Origin of the sequence: Rathayibacter sp. Leaf248, assembly GCF_920939495.1 — a bacterium.
Classification (GTDB): domain Bacteria; phylum Actinomycetota; class Actinomycetes; order Actinomycetales; family Microbacteriaceae; genus Rathayibacter; species Rathayibacter caricis.
Genome location: NZ_CAKLAV010000001.1, coordinates 116491 through 132379 on the forward strand (window position 1 = coordinate 116491; position 15889 = coordinate 132379).

Sequence of the window (15889 nt, forward strand, 5' to 3'; positions counted from 1 at the left end):
TTCCGCAGCACCGTCTACACTGATCCGGCGCCACGCCCCGGCCCCCTCGCCGCAGCGACTCCCGGCCGCCGAAGACCCGAAAGCGAGACCTCCGTGATCAAGCCCGACCTCGGCATCACCGTCCCCGACGAACTCGGATCGGTGCACTTCATCGGCATCGGCGGATCGGGCATGAGCGGTATCGCGCGCCTCTTCCACCACGCCGGGCACCGGGTCACCGGATCGGACGTGCGCGAGTCGCACCCGATCGAGCAGCTCCGCGAGCTCGGCATCCCGGTCGCCATCGGTCACGACGCGCAGAACCTGGGCGACGCGGAGGCCGTCGTTGTCACCTCCGCCCTCTGGCCGGACAACCCGGAGTACGTGCTCGCGAAGGAGCGGGGCCTGCCCGTCCTGCACCGCTCGCAGGCGCTCGCCTGGCTCGTCCGCGGGCATCGCCTCGTCGCGGTGGCCGGCGCGCACGGCAAGACCACTTCGACCGGCATGATCGTGACCGGTCTGCTGGGTCTCGACGCCGATCCGAGCTTCGTGAACGGCGGCATCATCGAGAGCCTGGGCACCTCCTCGGCGGCGGGGTCGAGCGACCTCTTCGTCGTCGAGGCGGACGAGTCGGACGGCAGCTTCCTGCTCTACGACACCGCGGTGACGCTGATCACCAACGTCGATCCCGACCACCTCGACCACTACGGCTCGCTGCAGGCGTTCGAGGACGCGTTCGTCACCTTCGCGTCGAACGCGGGCGAACTCGTCGTCATCTCCTCCGACGACCCCGGCGCGGTGAAGGTCTCCGAGAAGCTCGAGGGCAAGCGGGTCCTCACCTTCGGCGAGGCGGAGGGCGCCGATGTGCGGGTCGTCGACCTGGAGCTCGTGGGCCCGGTGGGCTTCACCGTCGAGTTCGAGGGCCGCCGCTACTCCGCCCGCCTGCGCATCCCGGGCCGCCACAACGCCGTCAACGCGGCCGGCGCGTTCGCCGTGCTGGTGGGCCTCGGCTTCGATCCCGCCGCCTCGCTCGAGGCGGTGTCGGCCTTCGGAGGGACCGAGCGCCGGTTCGAGCTGCACGGTGCGGTCCGCGGCGTCAGCGTCTACGACGACTACGCCCACCACCCCACCGAGGTCGCGGCCGCACTGTCGGCCGCACGGACCGTCGTGGGGGAGGGGCGCATCATCGCGGTGCATCAGCCGCACCTGTACAGCAGGACCCGACTCTTCGCGAAGGAGTTCGCCGAGACGCTTGAGCGCTACGCCGACGAGACGATCGTGCTGGACGTCTACGGCGCTCGCGAGGACCCGGAGCCCGGCGTCACCGGCGCGCTCGTCAGCGGCAAGTTCGCCGACCCGTCGCACGTGTCCTTCCTCGCCGACTGGCAGGAGGCCGCGGAGCAGACCGCACGGCTCGCGCGCGAGGGCGACTTCGTCATCACGCTGGGCTGCGGCGACGTCTACCGGATCATCCCGCAGCTGCTCGAGTCGCTCGGAGCGAGCGAGGACGCCGCGGTCGGTCGATGACCGGATCGGATCGACCGGGGCGACGGGCGTGAAGCGGCCCGAGGGGCGCCGCCCGGCGCCGCCCGTGCACCCGGAGCCGCGCGAGCGGGAGTCCGTGCCGGAGTCCAGCGGAGAGCCGACCGAGCCGATCCGCATCGTCCCGGCTACTCGTTCCGCCTCGTCGACGCCGGCTGAGGAACGAGCGACGGAACGAGCGTCATCCGGTTCCGGTGCGTCCTCCGCTCCCGCCTCTGCGCGGCGCACCGCCTCCCGGACTGCGGCCTCCGCGCGCTCGGCCGTCGCCGGGCTCCGGATGCCCGGCGCCGAGCAGCGCGCCGTCGCGCGAGCCGCACGCACCCGGCGCCGGTTCGAGCGCGGCGAGGTGCGCCGCTTCACCCGGCGCGCCCGCCGCCGCCGCCTGACCGCGCTGGTCGTCGCCGGATCCCTGGTGCTCCTCGCGATCGTCGTCGCGGTCGCGGCGTACTCCCCGCTGATGGCGGTCAGGACCATCGAGATCACCGGCACCGCGCGCATCGACGCGGTCGCGCTCGAGGACTCGCTGTCGGATCAGATCGGGGTCCCACTGACCCTCGTCGACCGCGACGCCGTCGGCGACGTGATCGGCGGCTACCCGCTCATCCAGAGCTACTCCCTCCAGACCCGCCCGCCGAGCACACTGGTCGTGTCCGTCGTCGAGCGGACTCCCGTCGGCGTCCTGCAGAACGGGGACCGGTTCGACCTCGTCGATTCGGCGGGCGTCGTCATCGAGACCTCCGACACGGCCCCGGCCGGCTATCCGACCCTCACCACGCCGTCGGGCGGAGCGACGGGGACGGCGTTCCACTCGCTGGCCCGGGTGCTGCTCACGCTCCCGGCGTCCCTCGACGGGCGGGTCGCCGCGGTGACCGCCACCACGGGCGACGACGTCACGCTCACCCTGGGCGACGGAGCGGTCGTGATGTGGGGTGGGCCCGACCGCTCGGCGCAGAAGGCGATCGTCCTCGAGAAGCTCATGGCGGCCACGGACCCGGCGGAGGTGTCGTCGTACGACGTGTCCTCGCCCGCCGCTGCCGTCGTCGGCCGACGCTGAGCCCCGGCTCGGACGGATCCGCTCGGCTCTTTGCCGAATGCGGGCGTGTCTGTCGCGAGCGGGAGCGGACTCCGCCTACCGTCGATCCCACACCCCAAATGCATACTCAGCATAACTTTAAGCCTCAACTACAGGTTTAAGGTTCAGCCCGGAGGCCGGACACGTGACTTCACACCAGAACTACCTCGCCGTGATCAAGGTCGTCGGCATCGGCGGCGGCGGCGTCAACGCCGTCAACCGCATGATCGAGCTCGGCCTTCGCGGCGTCGAGTTCATCGCCATCAACACCGATGCACAGGCGCTCCTCCTCAGCGACGCCGACGTCAAGCTCGACGTCGGACGCGAGCTCACCCGTGGACTCGGCGCGGGCGCCGACCCCGAGGTCGGCCGCCGCGCCGCCGAGGACCACGCCGAGGAGATCGAGGAGGTGCTCGCGGGCGCCGACATGGTCTTCGTGACCGCCGGAGAGGGCGGCGGCACCGGCACCGGCGGCGCGCCCGTCGTCGCGCGCATCGCCAAGTCGATCGGCGCCCTGACGATCGGCGTCGTGACCAAGCCCTTCGGCTTCGAGGGACGTCGTCGCCAGACCCAGGCCGAGGCGGGTGTCGCGACGCTCAAGAACGAGGTCGACACCCTCATCGTCGTCCCGAACGACCGCCTGCTCGAGATCAGCGACCGCGGCATCTCGATGCTCGAGGCGTTCGCCACCGCCGACCAGGTCCTCCTCGCCGGTGTGCAGGGCATCACCGACCTCATCACCACTCCGGGCCTGATCAACCTCGACTTCGCCGACGTCAAGTCGGTCATGCAGGGCGCCGGATCCGCGCTCATGGGCATCGGATCCTCGCGCGGGGCGGACCGCGCGATCAAGGCCGCCGAACTCGCGGTCGCGTCCCCGCTGCTCGAGGCGAGCATCGACGGCGCGCACGGCGTGCTGCTCTCGATCCAGGGCGGATCGAACCTCGGCATCTTCGAGATCAACGACGCCGCCCGACTGGTCCAGGAGGCGGTGCACGCCGAGGCGAACATCATCTTCGGTGCCGTCATCGACGACACCCTCGGCGACGAGGTGCGCGTCACGGTCATCGCGGCCGGCTTCGACGGCGGAGAGCCGGGCGGGCAGGGTCCCGCGGCCCTCGCTCAGCCCCGCACGCAGCAGAGCGCGGCGTCGGAGTCGTCCGAGCCGGTCCCCGTGGCCGCGGCCGCCCCCGCCGCCGGATCGATCTGGTCGAGCGCGCCCGTCGCGGCTCCGGCACCGGTCGCCGACCCGTCGTTCGACGACGACGACAGCGACCTCGACATCCCCGACTTCCTCAAGTAGTCGGCTGTGACCGATCCCGAGCTGGCCGCGCGCTGGTCCTCGGTCTCCGAGCGGGTCGCCGATGCGGCCCGCTCGGCCGGTCGCGATCCCGGTGACATCACCACCATCGTCGTGACCAAGTTCCATCCCGTCGCGCTGATCCGCGATCTGCTCGAGCTGGGCGTCGTCGACTTCGGCGAGAACCGGCACCAGGAGGCGCAGGAGAAGGCGGCCGAGCTCGCCGGCACCCCCGCGCGCTGGCACTTCATCGGGCAGCTGCAGAGCAAGAAGGCCCGGCAGGCGCGTCGGTACGCGTCGGCGGTCCACTCCGTCGACCGCCTCGCCCTGGTTCCGCTCCTGGACGCGGGTGAGGACGCTCTCGACGTCTTCCTGCAGATCAACCTCACCGACGACCCGGACCGCGGAGGCGCGGCACCCGACGACGTCGAGCACCTCGCCGAGGCCCTCGCGAGCGCCGCGCACCTGCGCTTCCGGGGCGTCATGGCGGTCGCTCCGCTCGGCGAGGACCCCCGACCCGCGTTCGCGCGACTCCGCGTGCTCTCGGAGCGCGTGCGCGCCATCGATCCGTCGGCCTCCGCCGTCTCGGCCGGCATGTCGCACGACTTCGCCGTGGCGATCGCGGAGGGCGCGACACACCTGCGAATCGGGTCGGCAATCACCGGCAATCGACCCGCCCGCCCTTAACCTCGACCTGACCCACTAGTGGGAGCAGACACGACACGGAGGACACAGATGGCCAACCCGCTGAAGAAGACGATGGTCTACCTCGGACTCGCCGATGAAGAGGTCGAGTACGAGCGCGCCGACACCGTCGAGGCGGCTCCGACCACGGCCCACCGCGCCCCGGTCTCGCCCGTCCAGCCCGTCCCGCCGGTCGAGCAGACCGCTCCGCAGCAGCCCCGCGCGACGGTCACCCCGCTCCGCAAGCCCACCCCCCAGACTCCGAAGGCGACGGCCCACGCCGAGATGAACGAGATCCTCACCGTCCACCCCAAGCAGTACCGTGACGCGCAGGTCATCGCGGAGAACTTCCGCGACGGCATCCCCGTGATCATCAATCTCTCGCAGATGAGCGATGCGGACGCCCGTCGTCTCATCGACTTCGCGAGCGGCCTCTCGCAGGGCCTGTACGGCCGGATCGAGCGCGTGACGAGCAAGGTCTTCCTGCTCTCGCCGTCGCACATCACGGTCGCCGGCGACTCGGCCTCCGCCGAGAGCGACGCCGACGCGTCGTTCTTCGCGAAGTCCTGACCCCGGGGAGCCCTGGCCAGCGGTGACCTCCGTCGTCTCGCTCCTCGGGAGCGTCCTCTACTTCGTCCTGCTCCTGTACTTCTTCGCCATGTGGGCGAGGTTCGTGCTCGATCTGGTGCGGGTCATCCGCCGGGACTGGCGTCCGCGCGGCGCCGGTCTCGTCGCCGCCGAGACCGTCTACACGGTCACGGACCCGCCCATCTCCTTCTTCCGGCGGCTCATCAAGCCCGTGTCGATCGGTCCGATCGCCCTCGACTTCGGCTGGAGCCTCACCATGCTCTGCGTGATCGTGGGCATGTACATCGCGACCTGGCTCCGCGCCGCCTGATCCGACTCCGGCCGCTCCCGGTGATCCCTCAGCCGAGGGACGCACCGGGCGGTGCCGGGATCACTTCCGCTCCCTGTATCGTGGGGGCGTCCTGACGTTCTCCGCGGTGCTCGCACTGCGCCGCGTTCACGAAGTTGCTAGCTTTAGTCGAACGTCGATAAACGTGTACCTACTTGAAATCGAAGGTGGAAAGCCATGGCGCTCACTCCCGAAGATGTTGTCAATAAGCGGTTCCAGCCGACGAAGTTCCGCGAGGGCTACGACCAGGACGAGGTCGACGACTTCCTCGACGAGGTCGTCGTGGAGCTCCGCCGCCTGAACCAGGAGAACGAGGAGCTGCGCCAGAGCCTCGCCTCCGGCGGCTCCGACGCACCGCGCGACGCCGCGCCGGTGACGTCCCCCGCTCCCGTCGTCGACGAGACCCCGGCTCCCGAGCCGGAGCCCGAGCCCGAGCCCACTCCGGCGCCCGCGCCCGTCGCCGCTCCCAGCGCGTCGCAGTCGGTTCCGGTCGACGAGGCCGAGTCCTCCAGCGGACTTCTGCAGCTCGCCCGCCGTCTCCACGAGGAGCACGTCCGCGAGGGCGCCGAGAAGCGCGATGCTCTCGTCGCCGAGGGTCGGGCGACCGCCGCCCGTCTCGTCGCCGAGGCCGAGGCGAAGCAGCGCCAGCAGCTCGCGAAGCTCGACGAGGAGCGCGCGACCGTGGAGCACCGCATCGACGAGCTCCGCACCTTCGAGCGCGAGTACCGCCAGAAGCTGAAGAGCTACATCGAGGGTCAGCTCCGCGAGCTCGACGTCCAGCCGGTTCCGGCGGAGTCGTCCTCGTTCCCCGGCTTTGGGGCGTAGCACCACCGCAGCGAACGTCAGGCCGAGGGTGCTCGTCACCCTCGGCCTCGTTGCGCTCGCGGTGTTCGCGATCGACCAGATCGCGAAGCACCTGGTCACGACGACCCTCACGCTCGGCGAGGACGTCCACGTCCTGGGCGACGTCCTGATCCTCCACTACGTGAAGAACCCGGGGGCGGCGTTCTCGCTCGCGAGCGGCTCGACCTGGATCTTCTCGATCATCGCCGCGTGCGTGGTCGTCGCGGTGATCTGGTTCGCCCGGCGCATCCGCTCGGCCGCCTGGGCGCTGTTCTTCGGGCTGCTGCTCGGCGGCACGCTCGGCAACCTGTTCGACCGTCTCTTCCGCGAGCCGTCCTTCGGCCTCGGACACGTCGTCGACTTCCTCTACACGCCGTGGCTGCTCCCGGCGATCTACAACATCGCCGACATCGCCATCTGCTCGGCGATGGCGATCTTCGTGATCCTGAGTCTGCGTGGCGTGAACCTCGACGGCACGCGCACGACGAAGGCGAGTGAGGCCGCCGCGGCCGAGGAGTCGTCCGACGCCGCGCGATCGGCCGACGACGCCGACGCGCCGCACGGCGAGCCGAGGACCGGCGCCTGATGGTGCAGTCCCGCTCCTTGCCCGTCCCCGACGGGCTCGACGGCCTGCGCACCGACGCCGCCGTCGCCAAACTCCTGGGCTTCTCGCGCACCTTCGCCGCCGACGTCGCGGAGGCCGGGGGAGTGACGGCCGACGGCCGCGTCCTCGACAAGAGCGACCGGGTCGTCGCCGGCTCCTGGCTGACGGTCGAGTGGTCACCCCGCGAGGAGCCGCGAATCGTCCCGATCGCCGTGCCCGATCTCGGCATCGTGCACGACGACGACGACATCGTCGTCATCGACAAGCCGGTCGGAGTCGCGGCGCATCCCGCGGTCGGCTGGGAGGGCCCCACGGTCCTCGGCGCTCTCGCGGCAGCCGGTTTCACGGTGTCCACGTCGGGAGCGGCCGAGCGTGCGGGCATCGTCCACCGCCTCGACGCCGGCACCAGCGGCCTCATGGTCGTCGCGAAGTCGGAGCGGGCCTACACCCACCTCAAGCGCGCGTTCCACGACCGCACGGTCGAGAAGGTGTACCACGCTGTGGTCCAGGGCCACCCGGACCCGCTCGCCGGCACGATCGACGCTCCGCTCGGACGCCACCCCTCCTCGGACTGGAAGTTCGCGGTGCGGGCCGACGGCAAGCCGTCCGTGACCCACTACGAGACCATCGAGGCCTTCCCGTTCGCCTCGCTGCTCGAGATCCACCTCGAGACCGGCCGCACCCACCAGATCCGGGTGCACATGGCCGCCCAGCGCCATCCGTGCGTCGGCGACGCGATGTACGGGGCCGATCCCACTCTGTCGGCCCGGCTCGGACTCACCCGGCAGTGGCTCGACGCGGTGCGCCTGGGCTTCGCACACCCGGGTTCGGGGGAGTGGGTCGAGTTCCAGGCGTCCTATCCCGACGACCTCGCGCACGCGCTCTCGGTGCTGCGCGGGGAGTGATCCGCGGCACCCGCCGTCGGGCCGCCTCCGCGCGGTTAGACTTTTCCACCGCGGTCGGTCACGACCCTCCCCGGGTCCCCGGTCCCCTCGCTCGCAGTCCGTCGGAGGCGCATCCTTGCCGAGTAACGATTCCTTCGTCCACCTCCACGTGCACAGCGAGTACTCGATGCTCGACGGTGCCGCGCGGGTGAAGCCGCTCATCGACGCGGCGGTCGAGGAGGGCATGCCCGCGATCGCCGTGACCGACCACGGCAACGTGTTCGGCGCCTTCGACTTCTGGCGCACGGCGACGGCAGCGGGCATCAAGCCGATCATCGGCACCGAGGCGTACCTCACCCCCGGCACGCACCGCTCGGACAAGACGCGGATCCGCTGGGGCGACGGCGGCGGCGACGACGTGTCCGGCTCCGGCGCCTACACCCACATGACGCTGCTGAGCTCGACGACGACGGGGATGCACAACCTCTTCCGGCTGTCCTCGCGGGCATCGATCGAGGGCTACTACTTCAAGCCCCGCATGGACCGCGAGATCCTCTCGCAGTACTCCGAGGGCCTCATCGGCACGACCGGCTGCCCGAGCGGCGAGGTGCAGACGCGCCTGCGGCTGGGGCAGTACAAGGAGGCCCGGCAGGCGGCGGCGGACTACCGCGACATCTTCGGCAAGGAGAACTTCTTTGCCGAGATCATGGACCACGGCCTCGACATCGAGCGCCGGGTCATCGGCGACGTGATCCGGCTCGCCAAGGACCTCGACCTGCCGCTCGTCGCCACGAACGACCTCCACTACACGCACGCGCACGACGCGACCTCGCACGCGGCGCTGCTCTGCGTGCAGTCGGGCACCACCCTCGACGACCCCAAGCGCTTCAAGTTCGACGCCGACGAGTTCTACCTCAAGTCGCCCCGCGAGATGCGGCAGGTCTTCCGCGACCACCCGGAGGCGTGCGACAACACGCTCCTCATCGCGGAGCGCTGCGATGTGCAGTTCGACACGAGCGCGAACTACATGCCGCGCTTCCCGGTTCCGGAGGGGGAGACCGAGGACACCTGGTTCGTCAAGGAGGTCGAGGCGGGACTGCGCGAGCGCTACCCCGACGGCATCTCCGACGAGGTCCGCGCCCGGGCCGACTACGAGACGCAGGTCATCCTGCAGATGGGTTTCCCCGGCTACTTCCTCGTCGTCGCCGACTTCATCAACTGGTCCAAGCGCAACGGGATCCGCGTGGGTCCCGGCCGAGGATCCGGCGCCGGCTCGATGGCCGCGTACGCGATGAAGATCACCGACCTCGATCCGTTGCGCCACGGCCTGATCTTCGAGCGGTTCCTGAACCCCGACCGCGTCTCCATGCCCGACTTCGACGTCGACTTCGACGACCGTCGCCGCGGCGAGGTCATCCGGTACGTGACCGACAAGTACGGCGACGAGCGCGTCGCGCAGATCGTCACCTACGGCACCATCAAGGCGAAGCAGGCGCTCAAGGACGCCTCGCGCGTGCTGGGCTTCCCGTTCGGCATGGGGGAGAAGCTGACCAAGGCGATGCCGCCCGCGATCATGGGCAAGGACATCCCCCTCAGCGGCATCAACGATCCCGCGCACGCCCGCTACAAGGAAGCGGTCGACGTCCGGAACGTGATCGCCGAGGACCCCCAGGCGAAGCTCGTCTTCGACACCGCGCTCGGACTCGAGAACCTGAAGCGGCAGTGGGGCGTGCACGCCGCGGGCGTCATCATGTCGAGCGATCCGCTGCTCGACATCATCCCGATCATGAAGCGGGAGCAGGACGGCCAGATCGTCACGCAGTTCGACTACCCCGCGTGCGAGTCCCTGGGCCTCATCAAGATGGACTTCCTGGGGCTGCGCAACCTCACGATCATCGACGACGCGCTCGACAACATCCGGGCCAACCGCGGGCAGGACCTCGTGCTCGAGGACCTCGAGCTCGACGACCCCGCGGCCTACGAGCTCCTCGCCCGCGGCGACACCCTCGGCGTGTTCCAGCTCGACGGCGGCCCCATGCGCGGGCTCCTGCGGCTGATGAAGCCCGACAACTTCGAGGACATCTCGGCCGTGCTGGCGCTCTACCGTCCTGGTCCGATGGGCGCCGACTCCCACACGAACTACGCGCTGCGCAAGAACGGCGTCCAGCCGATCACTCCGATCCACCCCGAGCTCGAGGAACCGCTCGCGGAGGTGCTCGGCGGCACCTACGGACTGATCGTGTACCAGGAGCAGGTCATGTCGATCGCGCAGAAGCTCGCGGGCTTCACGCTCGCGCAGGCCGACCTTCTGCGGCGCGCGATGGGCAAGAAGAAGAAGTCCGAGCTGGACAAGCAGTTCGAGGGCTTCTCGGGCGGCATGATCGCCAACGGGTACTCCATGGAGGCCGTCAAGACGCTCTGGGACATCCTGCTGCCGTTCTCGGACTACGCCTTCAACAAGGCGCACTCGGCCGCCTACGGCGTCGTCTCGTACTGGACGGCCTACCTCAAGGCGCACTACCCCGCGGAGTACATGGCGGCGCTGCTGACGAGCGTCGGCGACTCCAAGGACAAGATGGCGGCGTACCTCAACGAGTGCCGCCGGATGGGCATCAAGGTGCTGCCGCCGGACGTCAACGAGTCCATCGGCTTCTTCACCGCGGTCGGGACCGACATCCGCTTCGGCCTGGGCGCCGTCCGCAACGTCGGCACGAACGTCGTCGAGGGCATCCGCGCGGCACGGGAGGAGAAGGGGCGCTTCGAGACGTTCCACGACTTCCTCCGCAAGGTGCCGATGCAGGCGACCAACAAGCGCACCATCGAGTCGCTGATCAAGGCCGGCGCGTTCGACTCGCTCGGATCCACACGCCGTGCCCTCGTCGAGATCCACGAGGACGCCGTCGAGGCGGCCGTCGGCGAGAAGCGGAACGAGGCCAACGGACAGGTCGGCTTCGACTTCGACAGCCTCTGGGACGAACCGCAGGCGGCGGTCCAGGTGCCCGAGCGGCCCGAGTGGGCCAAGCGCGACAAGCTCGCCTTCGAGCGGGACATGCTCGGCCTCTACGTGTCGGACCACCCGCTCGCGGGCCTCGAGACGGAACTGGCCAAGCACTACAGCACGACCATCGCCGATCTCCTCGTGTCGGAGACCATCGGCGACGGCGAGACGGTCGTCGTCGCCGGGCTCGTCACGAGCGTCCAGCACCGCATGGCGAAGACCTCGGGCAACCAGTACGGGATGATCCAGGTCGAGGACTTCGGCGGCGAGATCACCTGCATGTTCATGGGCAAGGCGTACCAGGAGTTCGCTCCCGCGCTCACCAACGACTCCATCGTGGTCGTCCGCGGCCGCGTCAGCATGCGCGACGACGGCATGAACCTGCACGCCTTCAGCCTCTTCGCCCCCGAGATGAACCAGGACGGCGACTCCGGGCCGCTGACCGTCTCCCTGCCCGAGTCCCGCGCGACGACCGACACCGTCTCGCAGCTCAGCGACGTGCTCATCCGCCACTCCGGCTCGACCGAGGTGCGGCTGAAGCTCATCAAGGGCGACACGGCCCGCGTCTTCGAAGTGCCGTTCCCTGTCCGGATCACCCCCGACCTGTTCGGAGAGCTGAAGTCCCTGCTGGGGCCCAACTGCCTGTATTGAAGTCGACGCCGGTCCCTGCCCGGCGTCGCGCGGTCGGCTTCGCGACGGGGTGCGTCGGGTGGAGCGGGGTGCGTCCGGCTAAGGCGATCCGCTGGGACGCGGATCACCGGTTCGCCTCGGGGGTGCTGCGAGGTGGGGAGGCGCGCCCGCGGCGGCGCGCTCCTTGCAGCTCCCCACACGGACGGCTCGCCGCCGCCCCTGCTGGTCGAGTAGCCGCGGAGCGGCGTATCGAGACCCTTGCACCCGCCGAGCGGATCCGAGCTGCCCTCTCTCTGCGGGTCGAGACGACAGTGCCGTGCTCGCTCCCGGCTGATGATCGGCGCGATGTGCCGGGCGACCGGCCGCAGCCCGAGTGGAGCGGCGCCGCAGCGCCGGAGGGCGGCGGGGGCGGCCGGTAGACTGGGGCGGCCATGATCCAGACTCTCGACCTCCGCGGCCGTCGTCCCTCCGCCGCCGAGCTGCTCGCCCTCGTGCCGCGCAACCCGGGTACCTCCGCCGACGTCGGACCGATCGTCGCCGAGCTCATCGCCGACGTCCGAGCCCGCGGCGCGGAGGCGCTCCTCGACCAGTCCGAGCGACTCGACGGAGTCCGTCAGCCGCACCTGCGGGTGCCGGCCGAGCACATCGCCGCCGCCGTCCGCGACCTCGATCCGGCCATCCGCTCGGCCCTCGACGAGGCGATCGCCCGGGTGCGGAGCGCGAGCGCCGCGCAGATCCCGCCCGAGCGGACCACCGTCCTCGACGACGGCGCCACTGTCGTCCAGCGCTGGACGCCGGTCGCCCGCGCGGGCCTCTACGTCCCCGGCGGCAAGGCCGTGTACCCCTCGAGCGTCGTGATGAACGTCGTCCCGGCTCAGGCCGCAGGCGTCGAGTCCATCGCGATCGTCTCCCCGCCGCAAAAGGCGTTCGGCGGCGCCGTCCACCCGACGATCCTGGCGGCAGCGGGTCTCCTCGGCGTCGACGAGGTCTACGCCGCAGGCGGCGCGGGCGCCGTCGCCGCCCTGGCCTACGGTGTCGAGTCGATCGGCCTCGAGCCCGTCGGCATGATCACCGGCCCCGGCAACATCTGGGTCACGACCGCGAAGCGCCAGGTGCTCGGCCAGGTCGGGATCGACTCCGAGGCCGGCCCGACGGAGATCCTCGTCATCGCCGACTCCACCGGCGATGCCCGGCTGATCGCCGCCGACCTGGTCAGCCAGGCCGAGCACGACGAGGCGGCCTCGGCCGTGCTGGTCACGGACGACGCCGAGCTGGCCCGCGCGGTCGGCGCGGAGGTCGAGCGTCAGGCCGCGACGACCCACCACTCCGCGCGCGTGGCGATCGCGCTCGACGGTCCCCAGTCGGCACTCGTCATCGTGGACGACCTCGAGACCGCCTGCGCCTTCAGCGACGCCTACGGCCCCGAGCACCTCGAGCTGCACACGAGCGACCCCGAGGCGACCGCCGCGCTCATCCACGACGCGGGCGCGATCTTCCTCGGCCCCACGGCGCCGGTCAGCCTCGGCGACTACCTGGCCGGCTCCAACCACGTGCTGCCCACGATGGGCCAGGCGCGGTTCTCCTCCGGTCTGGGCGCCTACACGTTCCTGCGCCCGCAGCAGCTCATCAGCTACGACCGCGGCGCCCTCGCTCGCGTCGCCCCGCACATCCGCGCGCTCAGCGACGCCGAGGCGCTCCCCGCGCACGGCGACGCCGTCGACGCGCGCTTCGCCTGACCCGAGAGGCACTCCGCGATGTTCTGCCCGTTCTGCCGGCACCCCGACTCCCGGGTGATCGACTCGCGTACCAGCGACGACGGCCTCTCGATCCGACGCCGGCGCCAGTGCCCCTCGTGCGGTCGCCGCTTCTCGACCACCGAGACCGCCAGCCTCGTCGTGATCAAGCGCAGCGGAGTGGTCGAGCCGTTCAGCCGCGAGAAGATCGTCAGCGGTGTGCGGAAGGCCTGCCAGGGCCGCCCCGTCACCGATTCCGATCTCGCGGTGCTCGCCCAGCGGGTGGAGGAGAGCATCCGCTCCACCGGCGCCTCGCAGATCGACGCGAACGACATCGGCCTCGCGATCCTCGCGCCGCTGCGCGAGCTCGACGAGGTCGCGTACCTGCGCTTCGCGAGCGTGTACCAGGCCTTCGACTCGCTCGACGACTTCGACTCGGCCATCACCCTCCTGCGCGCCGAGCGCAGCGGGCCTGCGCGTGACGTCGAGGAGCTCTGATGGCTGCCGTCTACCCGCTCCTGTTCCGCACGGTCCTGCGGCGCATCGATCCGGAGCGCGCGCATCACCTCGCCTTCCCGGTCATCCGCGGCCTCGCCCTCGTCGCGCCCCTCGCGCGCCGGTTCACGTTGCCGAAGCACGACACCTCGGTCGAGACCCTCGGGCTGCGCTTCGCGACGCCGTTCGGAGTCGCCGCCGGCTTCGACAAGAACGCCACGGCCGTCCTGGGGCTGGGCGCGCTGGGCTTCGGGCACGTGGAGGTGGGCACGATCACGGCCCGCCCCCAGCCCGGCAACGACAGACCGCGCCTCTTCCGCCTCGTCGCGGACCGCGCCGTCATCAACCGGATGGGCTTCAACAACCTCGGGGCGCGGGCGGCCGCGGGTCGATTGGCCCGACTCCGCGGGGTCCGCGGGCGTCCGGTCATCGGCGTCAACATCGGCAAGAGCCGCGCGGTCGACGTCGACGACGCGATCGAGGACTACCTGATCAGCGCCCGGATGCTGGCGCCTCTCGCCGACTACCTGGTCGTCAACGTGAGTTCTCCGAACACCCCCGGCCTGCGCGGGCTGCAGGAGATCGACAAGCTGGAGCCCCTGCTCGCCGCAGTGAAGGACGCGGCCGACACGACTCCGCTGCTCGTGAAGATCGCCCCCGACCTCTCCGACGACGAGGTCGTGCGCGTCGCCGAGCTCGCCGTGCGCCTCGGGCTCGACGGCGTCATCGCCACGAACACGACCCTCTCCCGCGAGGGCCTCGGGACGGCCGCCTCCGTCGTCGACGCCGCCGGTGCCGGGGGGCTCTCGGGAGTCCCGCTCGCCGCCCGCTCGCTCGCCGTCCTCCGCGTGATCCGCGCCGTCGTCCCCGCGGAGTTCTGCGTCGTCTCGGTCGGAGGCGTCGAGACCGCCGCCGACGTGCAGGAGCGTCTCGCCGCCGGCGCCACCCTCGTCCAGGGCTACACCGCCTTCATCTACGAGGGCCCCCTGTGGGCTGCGAAGGTGAATCGCGCGCTGCGCTGATCCCGAGCCGGTCCCTGCCCGCGGTGCTGATCCCGAGCCGGTCCCTGCCCGGCTCGGCGCAGTCGGCCTCCCGAGGCGGTCGCGTCCTGCAGAGCGTCTTGCGCTCGGCTAGGGCGATTCGCTGACACGCGAATCACCCGTTCGCCTCCGCAAGATCTCCTCGCCGAAGACCGAACAGAGGTTATCGGTCGGACGCGTCTCGTGCTCCGCAGAGCTCTGCTCTCGGACCTCGACCGTGAGCTCGACTTCCCGACGTCGACGGATGTCGGAGGTGCTGCGAGGAGAGCAGAGGGCAGCCGCCCGACGACTCCATCATGTCGCCGTTGGAGACGGTGGAGATCAGGAAATCGACGGCATCCCGGTTGGAGGGAGCGACGACCGCCACGAAGCTCGTCGCTCCGTCGTCACTCCCCGTCTCGAGGACGAGTCACCTCACCGCCCGGGCGCGAGAAGACGAACGGTCGATCCGCGTGGCAGCGGATCGACCTAGTCGGACGCAGGACGCTCCTCGGAACGCGACCGCCCACTCAGCCGACCGCGGCGAGGCCGGAGGCCGAGCAGGCGAGCACCAGTTCCCGGAGCGAGCGCAGCGCGCTCACTCCGGGAACTGCCCGCGCTTCACCTGGGGCTTGGGGAGGCGCATGACGCGGAGCTGGAGGGCGCGCATCGCGGCGTACCAGCGGATGCCCTTCTCGACCTTGTCGGCTCCGTAGCGCTCCCCGAGCTTCTTCCGCATGCGCATGCCGAGCAGCACGCAGTCGAGCACGGCGACGAGGAAGAACGCCCAGAGAACGATGAGCGTGACGTACTGGAGCTCGGGCTGCGGGAAGAAGCTCAGCAGCAGGACGACGACCATCACGGGGATGAGGAACTCGCCGAGGCTGAAGCGCGCGTCGACCCAGTCGCGCACGAACTTGCGCTGCGGGCCCTTGTCGCGCAGCGGCAGGTAGCGCTGGTCACCGGCGGCGAGGCCGATCCGGGCCTGCTCGCGCGCCACGGCGGCCTTCTCGCGGGCGTCGCGCGCGGCCTGCTTGCGATCGGTCGTCACGAGCGGACGCTGGTTGGCGAGCTCGCGCTCGCGCCGGGTCGGCGTCGGCCGCCCCTTGCCGGTCGACGGGGCCGAGTCGGCGTCGTCGGGCGTGTCGGTTGCGATCGGGTGCTTGGCCACGGTGAACGTCCTTGGAATC

The 15889-nt window shown here is 70.7% G+C and carries 14 protein-coding genes; 13 read left to right on the top strand and 1 reads right to left on the bottom strand.

Annotated elements, in window-relative coordinates; genetic code table 11:
* The first annotated feature begins 93 nt into the window (after positions 1-93).
* The 13 genes from murC to LRG51_RS00650 all read left to right on the top strand — a co-directional run bounded on the left by murC (position 94) and on the right by LRG51_RS00650 (position 14702).
* Positions 94-1506: a UDP-N-acetylmuramate--L-alanine ligase gene (gene murC / locus LRG51_RS00590; RefSeq protein ID WP_055794971.1), complete on the top strand. Its 1413-nt coding sequence runs from the start codon at positions 94-96 to the stop codon at positions 1504-1506.
* A gap of 292 nt (positions 1507-1798) precedes the next feature.
* A complete protein-coding gene (locus tag LRG51_RS00595; protein WP_230670399.1) occupies positions 1799-2575 on the top strand; it encodes a cell division protein FtsQ/DivIB in 777 nt (258 codons plus the stop codon).
* A 163-nt stretch (positions 2576-2738) separates the two neighbouring features.
* A complete protein-coding gene (gene ftsZ / locus LRG51_RS00600) occupies positions 2739-3896 on the top strand; it encodes a cell division protein FtsZ (protein WP_230670401.1) in 1158 nt (385 codons plus the stop codon).
* 6 nt (positions 3897-3902) lie between these two features.
* Positions 3903-4580, top strand: a complete 678-nt coding sequence (locus tag LRG51_RS00605) for a YggS family pyridoxal phosphate-dependent enzyme (protein WP_230670403.1) — start codon at positions 3903-3905, stop codon at positions 4578-4580.
* A gap of 48 nt (positions 4581-4628) precedes the next feature.
* The gene (locus tag LRG51_RS00610) at positions 4629-5147 is read left to right on the top strand and encodes a cell division protein SepF (protein WP_055794981.1); all 519 of its coding nucleotides are present in this window, start codon (positions 4629-4631) and stop codon (positions 5145-5147) included.
* A gap of 22 nt (positions 5148-5169) precedes the next feature.
* Positions 5170-5475, top strand: coding sequence for a YggT family protein (locus LRG51_RS00615; RefSeq protein ID WP_055794987.1), 306 nt, complete (start codon positions 5170-5172; stop codon positions 5473-5475).
* 195 nt (positions 5476-5670) lie between these two features.
* Positions 5671-6318, top strand: a complete 648-nt coding sequence (locus LRG51_RS00620) for a DivIVA domain-containing protein (protein ID WP_055794989.1) — start codon at positions 5671-5673, stop codon at positions 6316-6318.
* A gap of 28 nt (positions 6319-6346) precedes the next feature.
* Entirely contained in the window at positions 6347-6922 is a 576-nt protein-coding gene (lspA, locus tag LRG51_RS00625) for a signal peptidase II (protein ID WP_055794991.1), read from the top strand.
* Between the two features lie 2 nt (positions 6923-6924).
* A complete protein-coding gene (locus LRG51_RS00630) occupies positions 6925-7845 on the top strand; it encodes an RluA family pseudouridine synthase (RefSeq protein ID WP_055795043.1) in 921 nt (306 codons plus the stop codon).
* 166 nt (positions 7846-8011) lie between these two features.
* Positions 8012-11473 carry a DNA polymerase III subunit alpha gene (gene dnaE, locus LRG51_RS00635; RefSeq protein ID WP_055795046.1) on the top strand — a complete coding sequence of 1154 codons (3462 nt, stop codon included), beginning with the start codon at positions 8012-8014 and terminating at the stop codon, positions 11471-11473.
* A gap of 410 nt (positions 11474-11883) precedes the next feature.
* Entirely contained in the window at positions 11884-13188 is a 1305-nt protein-coding gene (gene hisD, locus LRG51_RS00640; RefSeq protein ID WP_230670405.1) for a histidinol dehydrogenase, read from the top strand.
* 18 nt (positions 13189-13206) lie between these two features.
* Positions 13207-13683: a transcriptional regulator NrdR gene (gene nrdR / locus LRG51_RS00645; protein ID WP_055791651.1), complete on the top strand. Its 477-nt coding sequence runs from the start codon at positions 13207-13209 to the stop codon at positions 13681-13683.
* On the top strand, positions 13683-14702 hold the full coding sequence (locus LRG51_RS00650; protein WP_230670407.1) for a quinone-dependent dihydroorotate dehydrogenase: 1020 nt from the start codon (positions 13683-13685) through the stop codon (positions 14700-14702). Before nrdR ends, LRG51_RS00650 begins: the two co-directional genes overlap by 1 nt.
* 595 nt (positions 14703-15297) lie before the next feature.
* Here LRG51_RS00650 and LRG51_RS00655 read toward each other — a convergent pair.
* A complete protein-coding gene (locus LRG51_RS00655; protein ID WP_082485339.1) occupies positions 15298-15870 on the bottom strand; it encodes a DUF3043 domain-containing protein in 573 nt (190 codons plus the stop codon).
* Positions 15871-15889 lie beyond the last annotated feature (19 nt).

Coding starts and splice junctions, on each gene's coding strand:
- LRG51_RS00595 (WP_230670399.1), top strand. CDS start 1,799: ATGCCCGGCGCCGAGCAGCGCGCCGTCGCGCGAGCCGCACGCACCCGG.
- dnaE (WP_055795046.1), top strand. CDS start 8,012: ATGCTCGACGGTGCCGCGCGGGTGAAGCCGCTCATCGACGCGGCGGTC.
- nrdR (WP_055791651.1), top strand. CDS start 13,207: ATGTTCTGCCCGTTCTGCCGGCACCCCGACTCCCGGGTGATCGACTCG.
- LRG51_RS00620 (WP_055794989.1), top strand. CDS start 5,671: ATGGCGCTCACTCCCGAAGATGTTGTCAATAAGCGGTTCCAGCCGACG.
- LRG51_RS00610 (WP_055794981.1), top strand. CDS start 4,629: ATGGCCAACCCGCTGAAGAAGACGATGGTCTACCTCGGACTCGCCGAT.
- hisD (WP_230670405.1), top strand. CDS start 11,884: ATGATCCAGACTCTCGACCTCCGCGGCCGTCGTCCCTCCGCCGCCGAG.
- LRG51_RS00650 (WP_230670407.1), top strand. CDS start 13,683: ATGGCTGCCGTCTACCCGCTCCTGTTCCGCACGGTCCTGCGGCGCATC.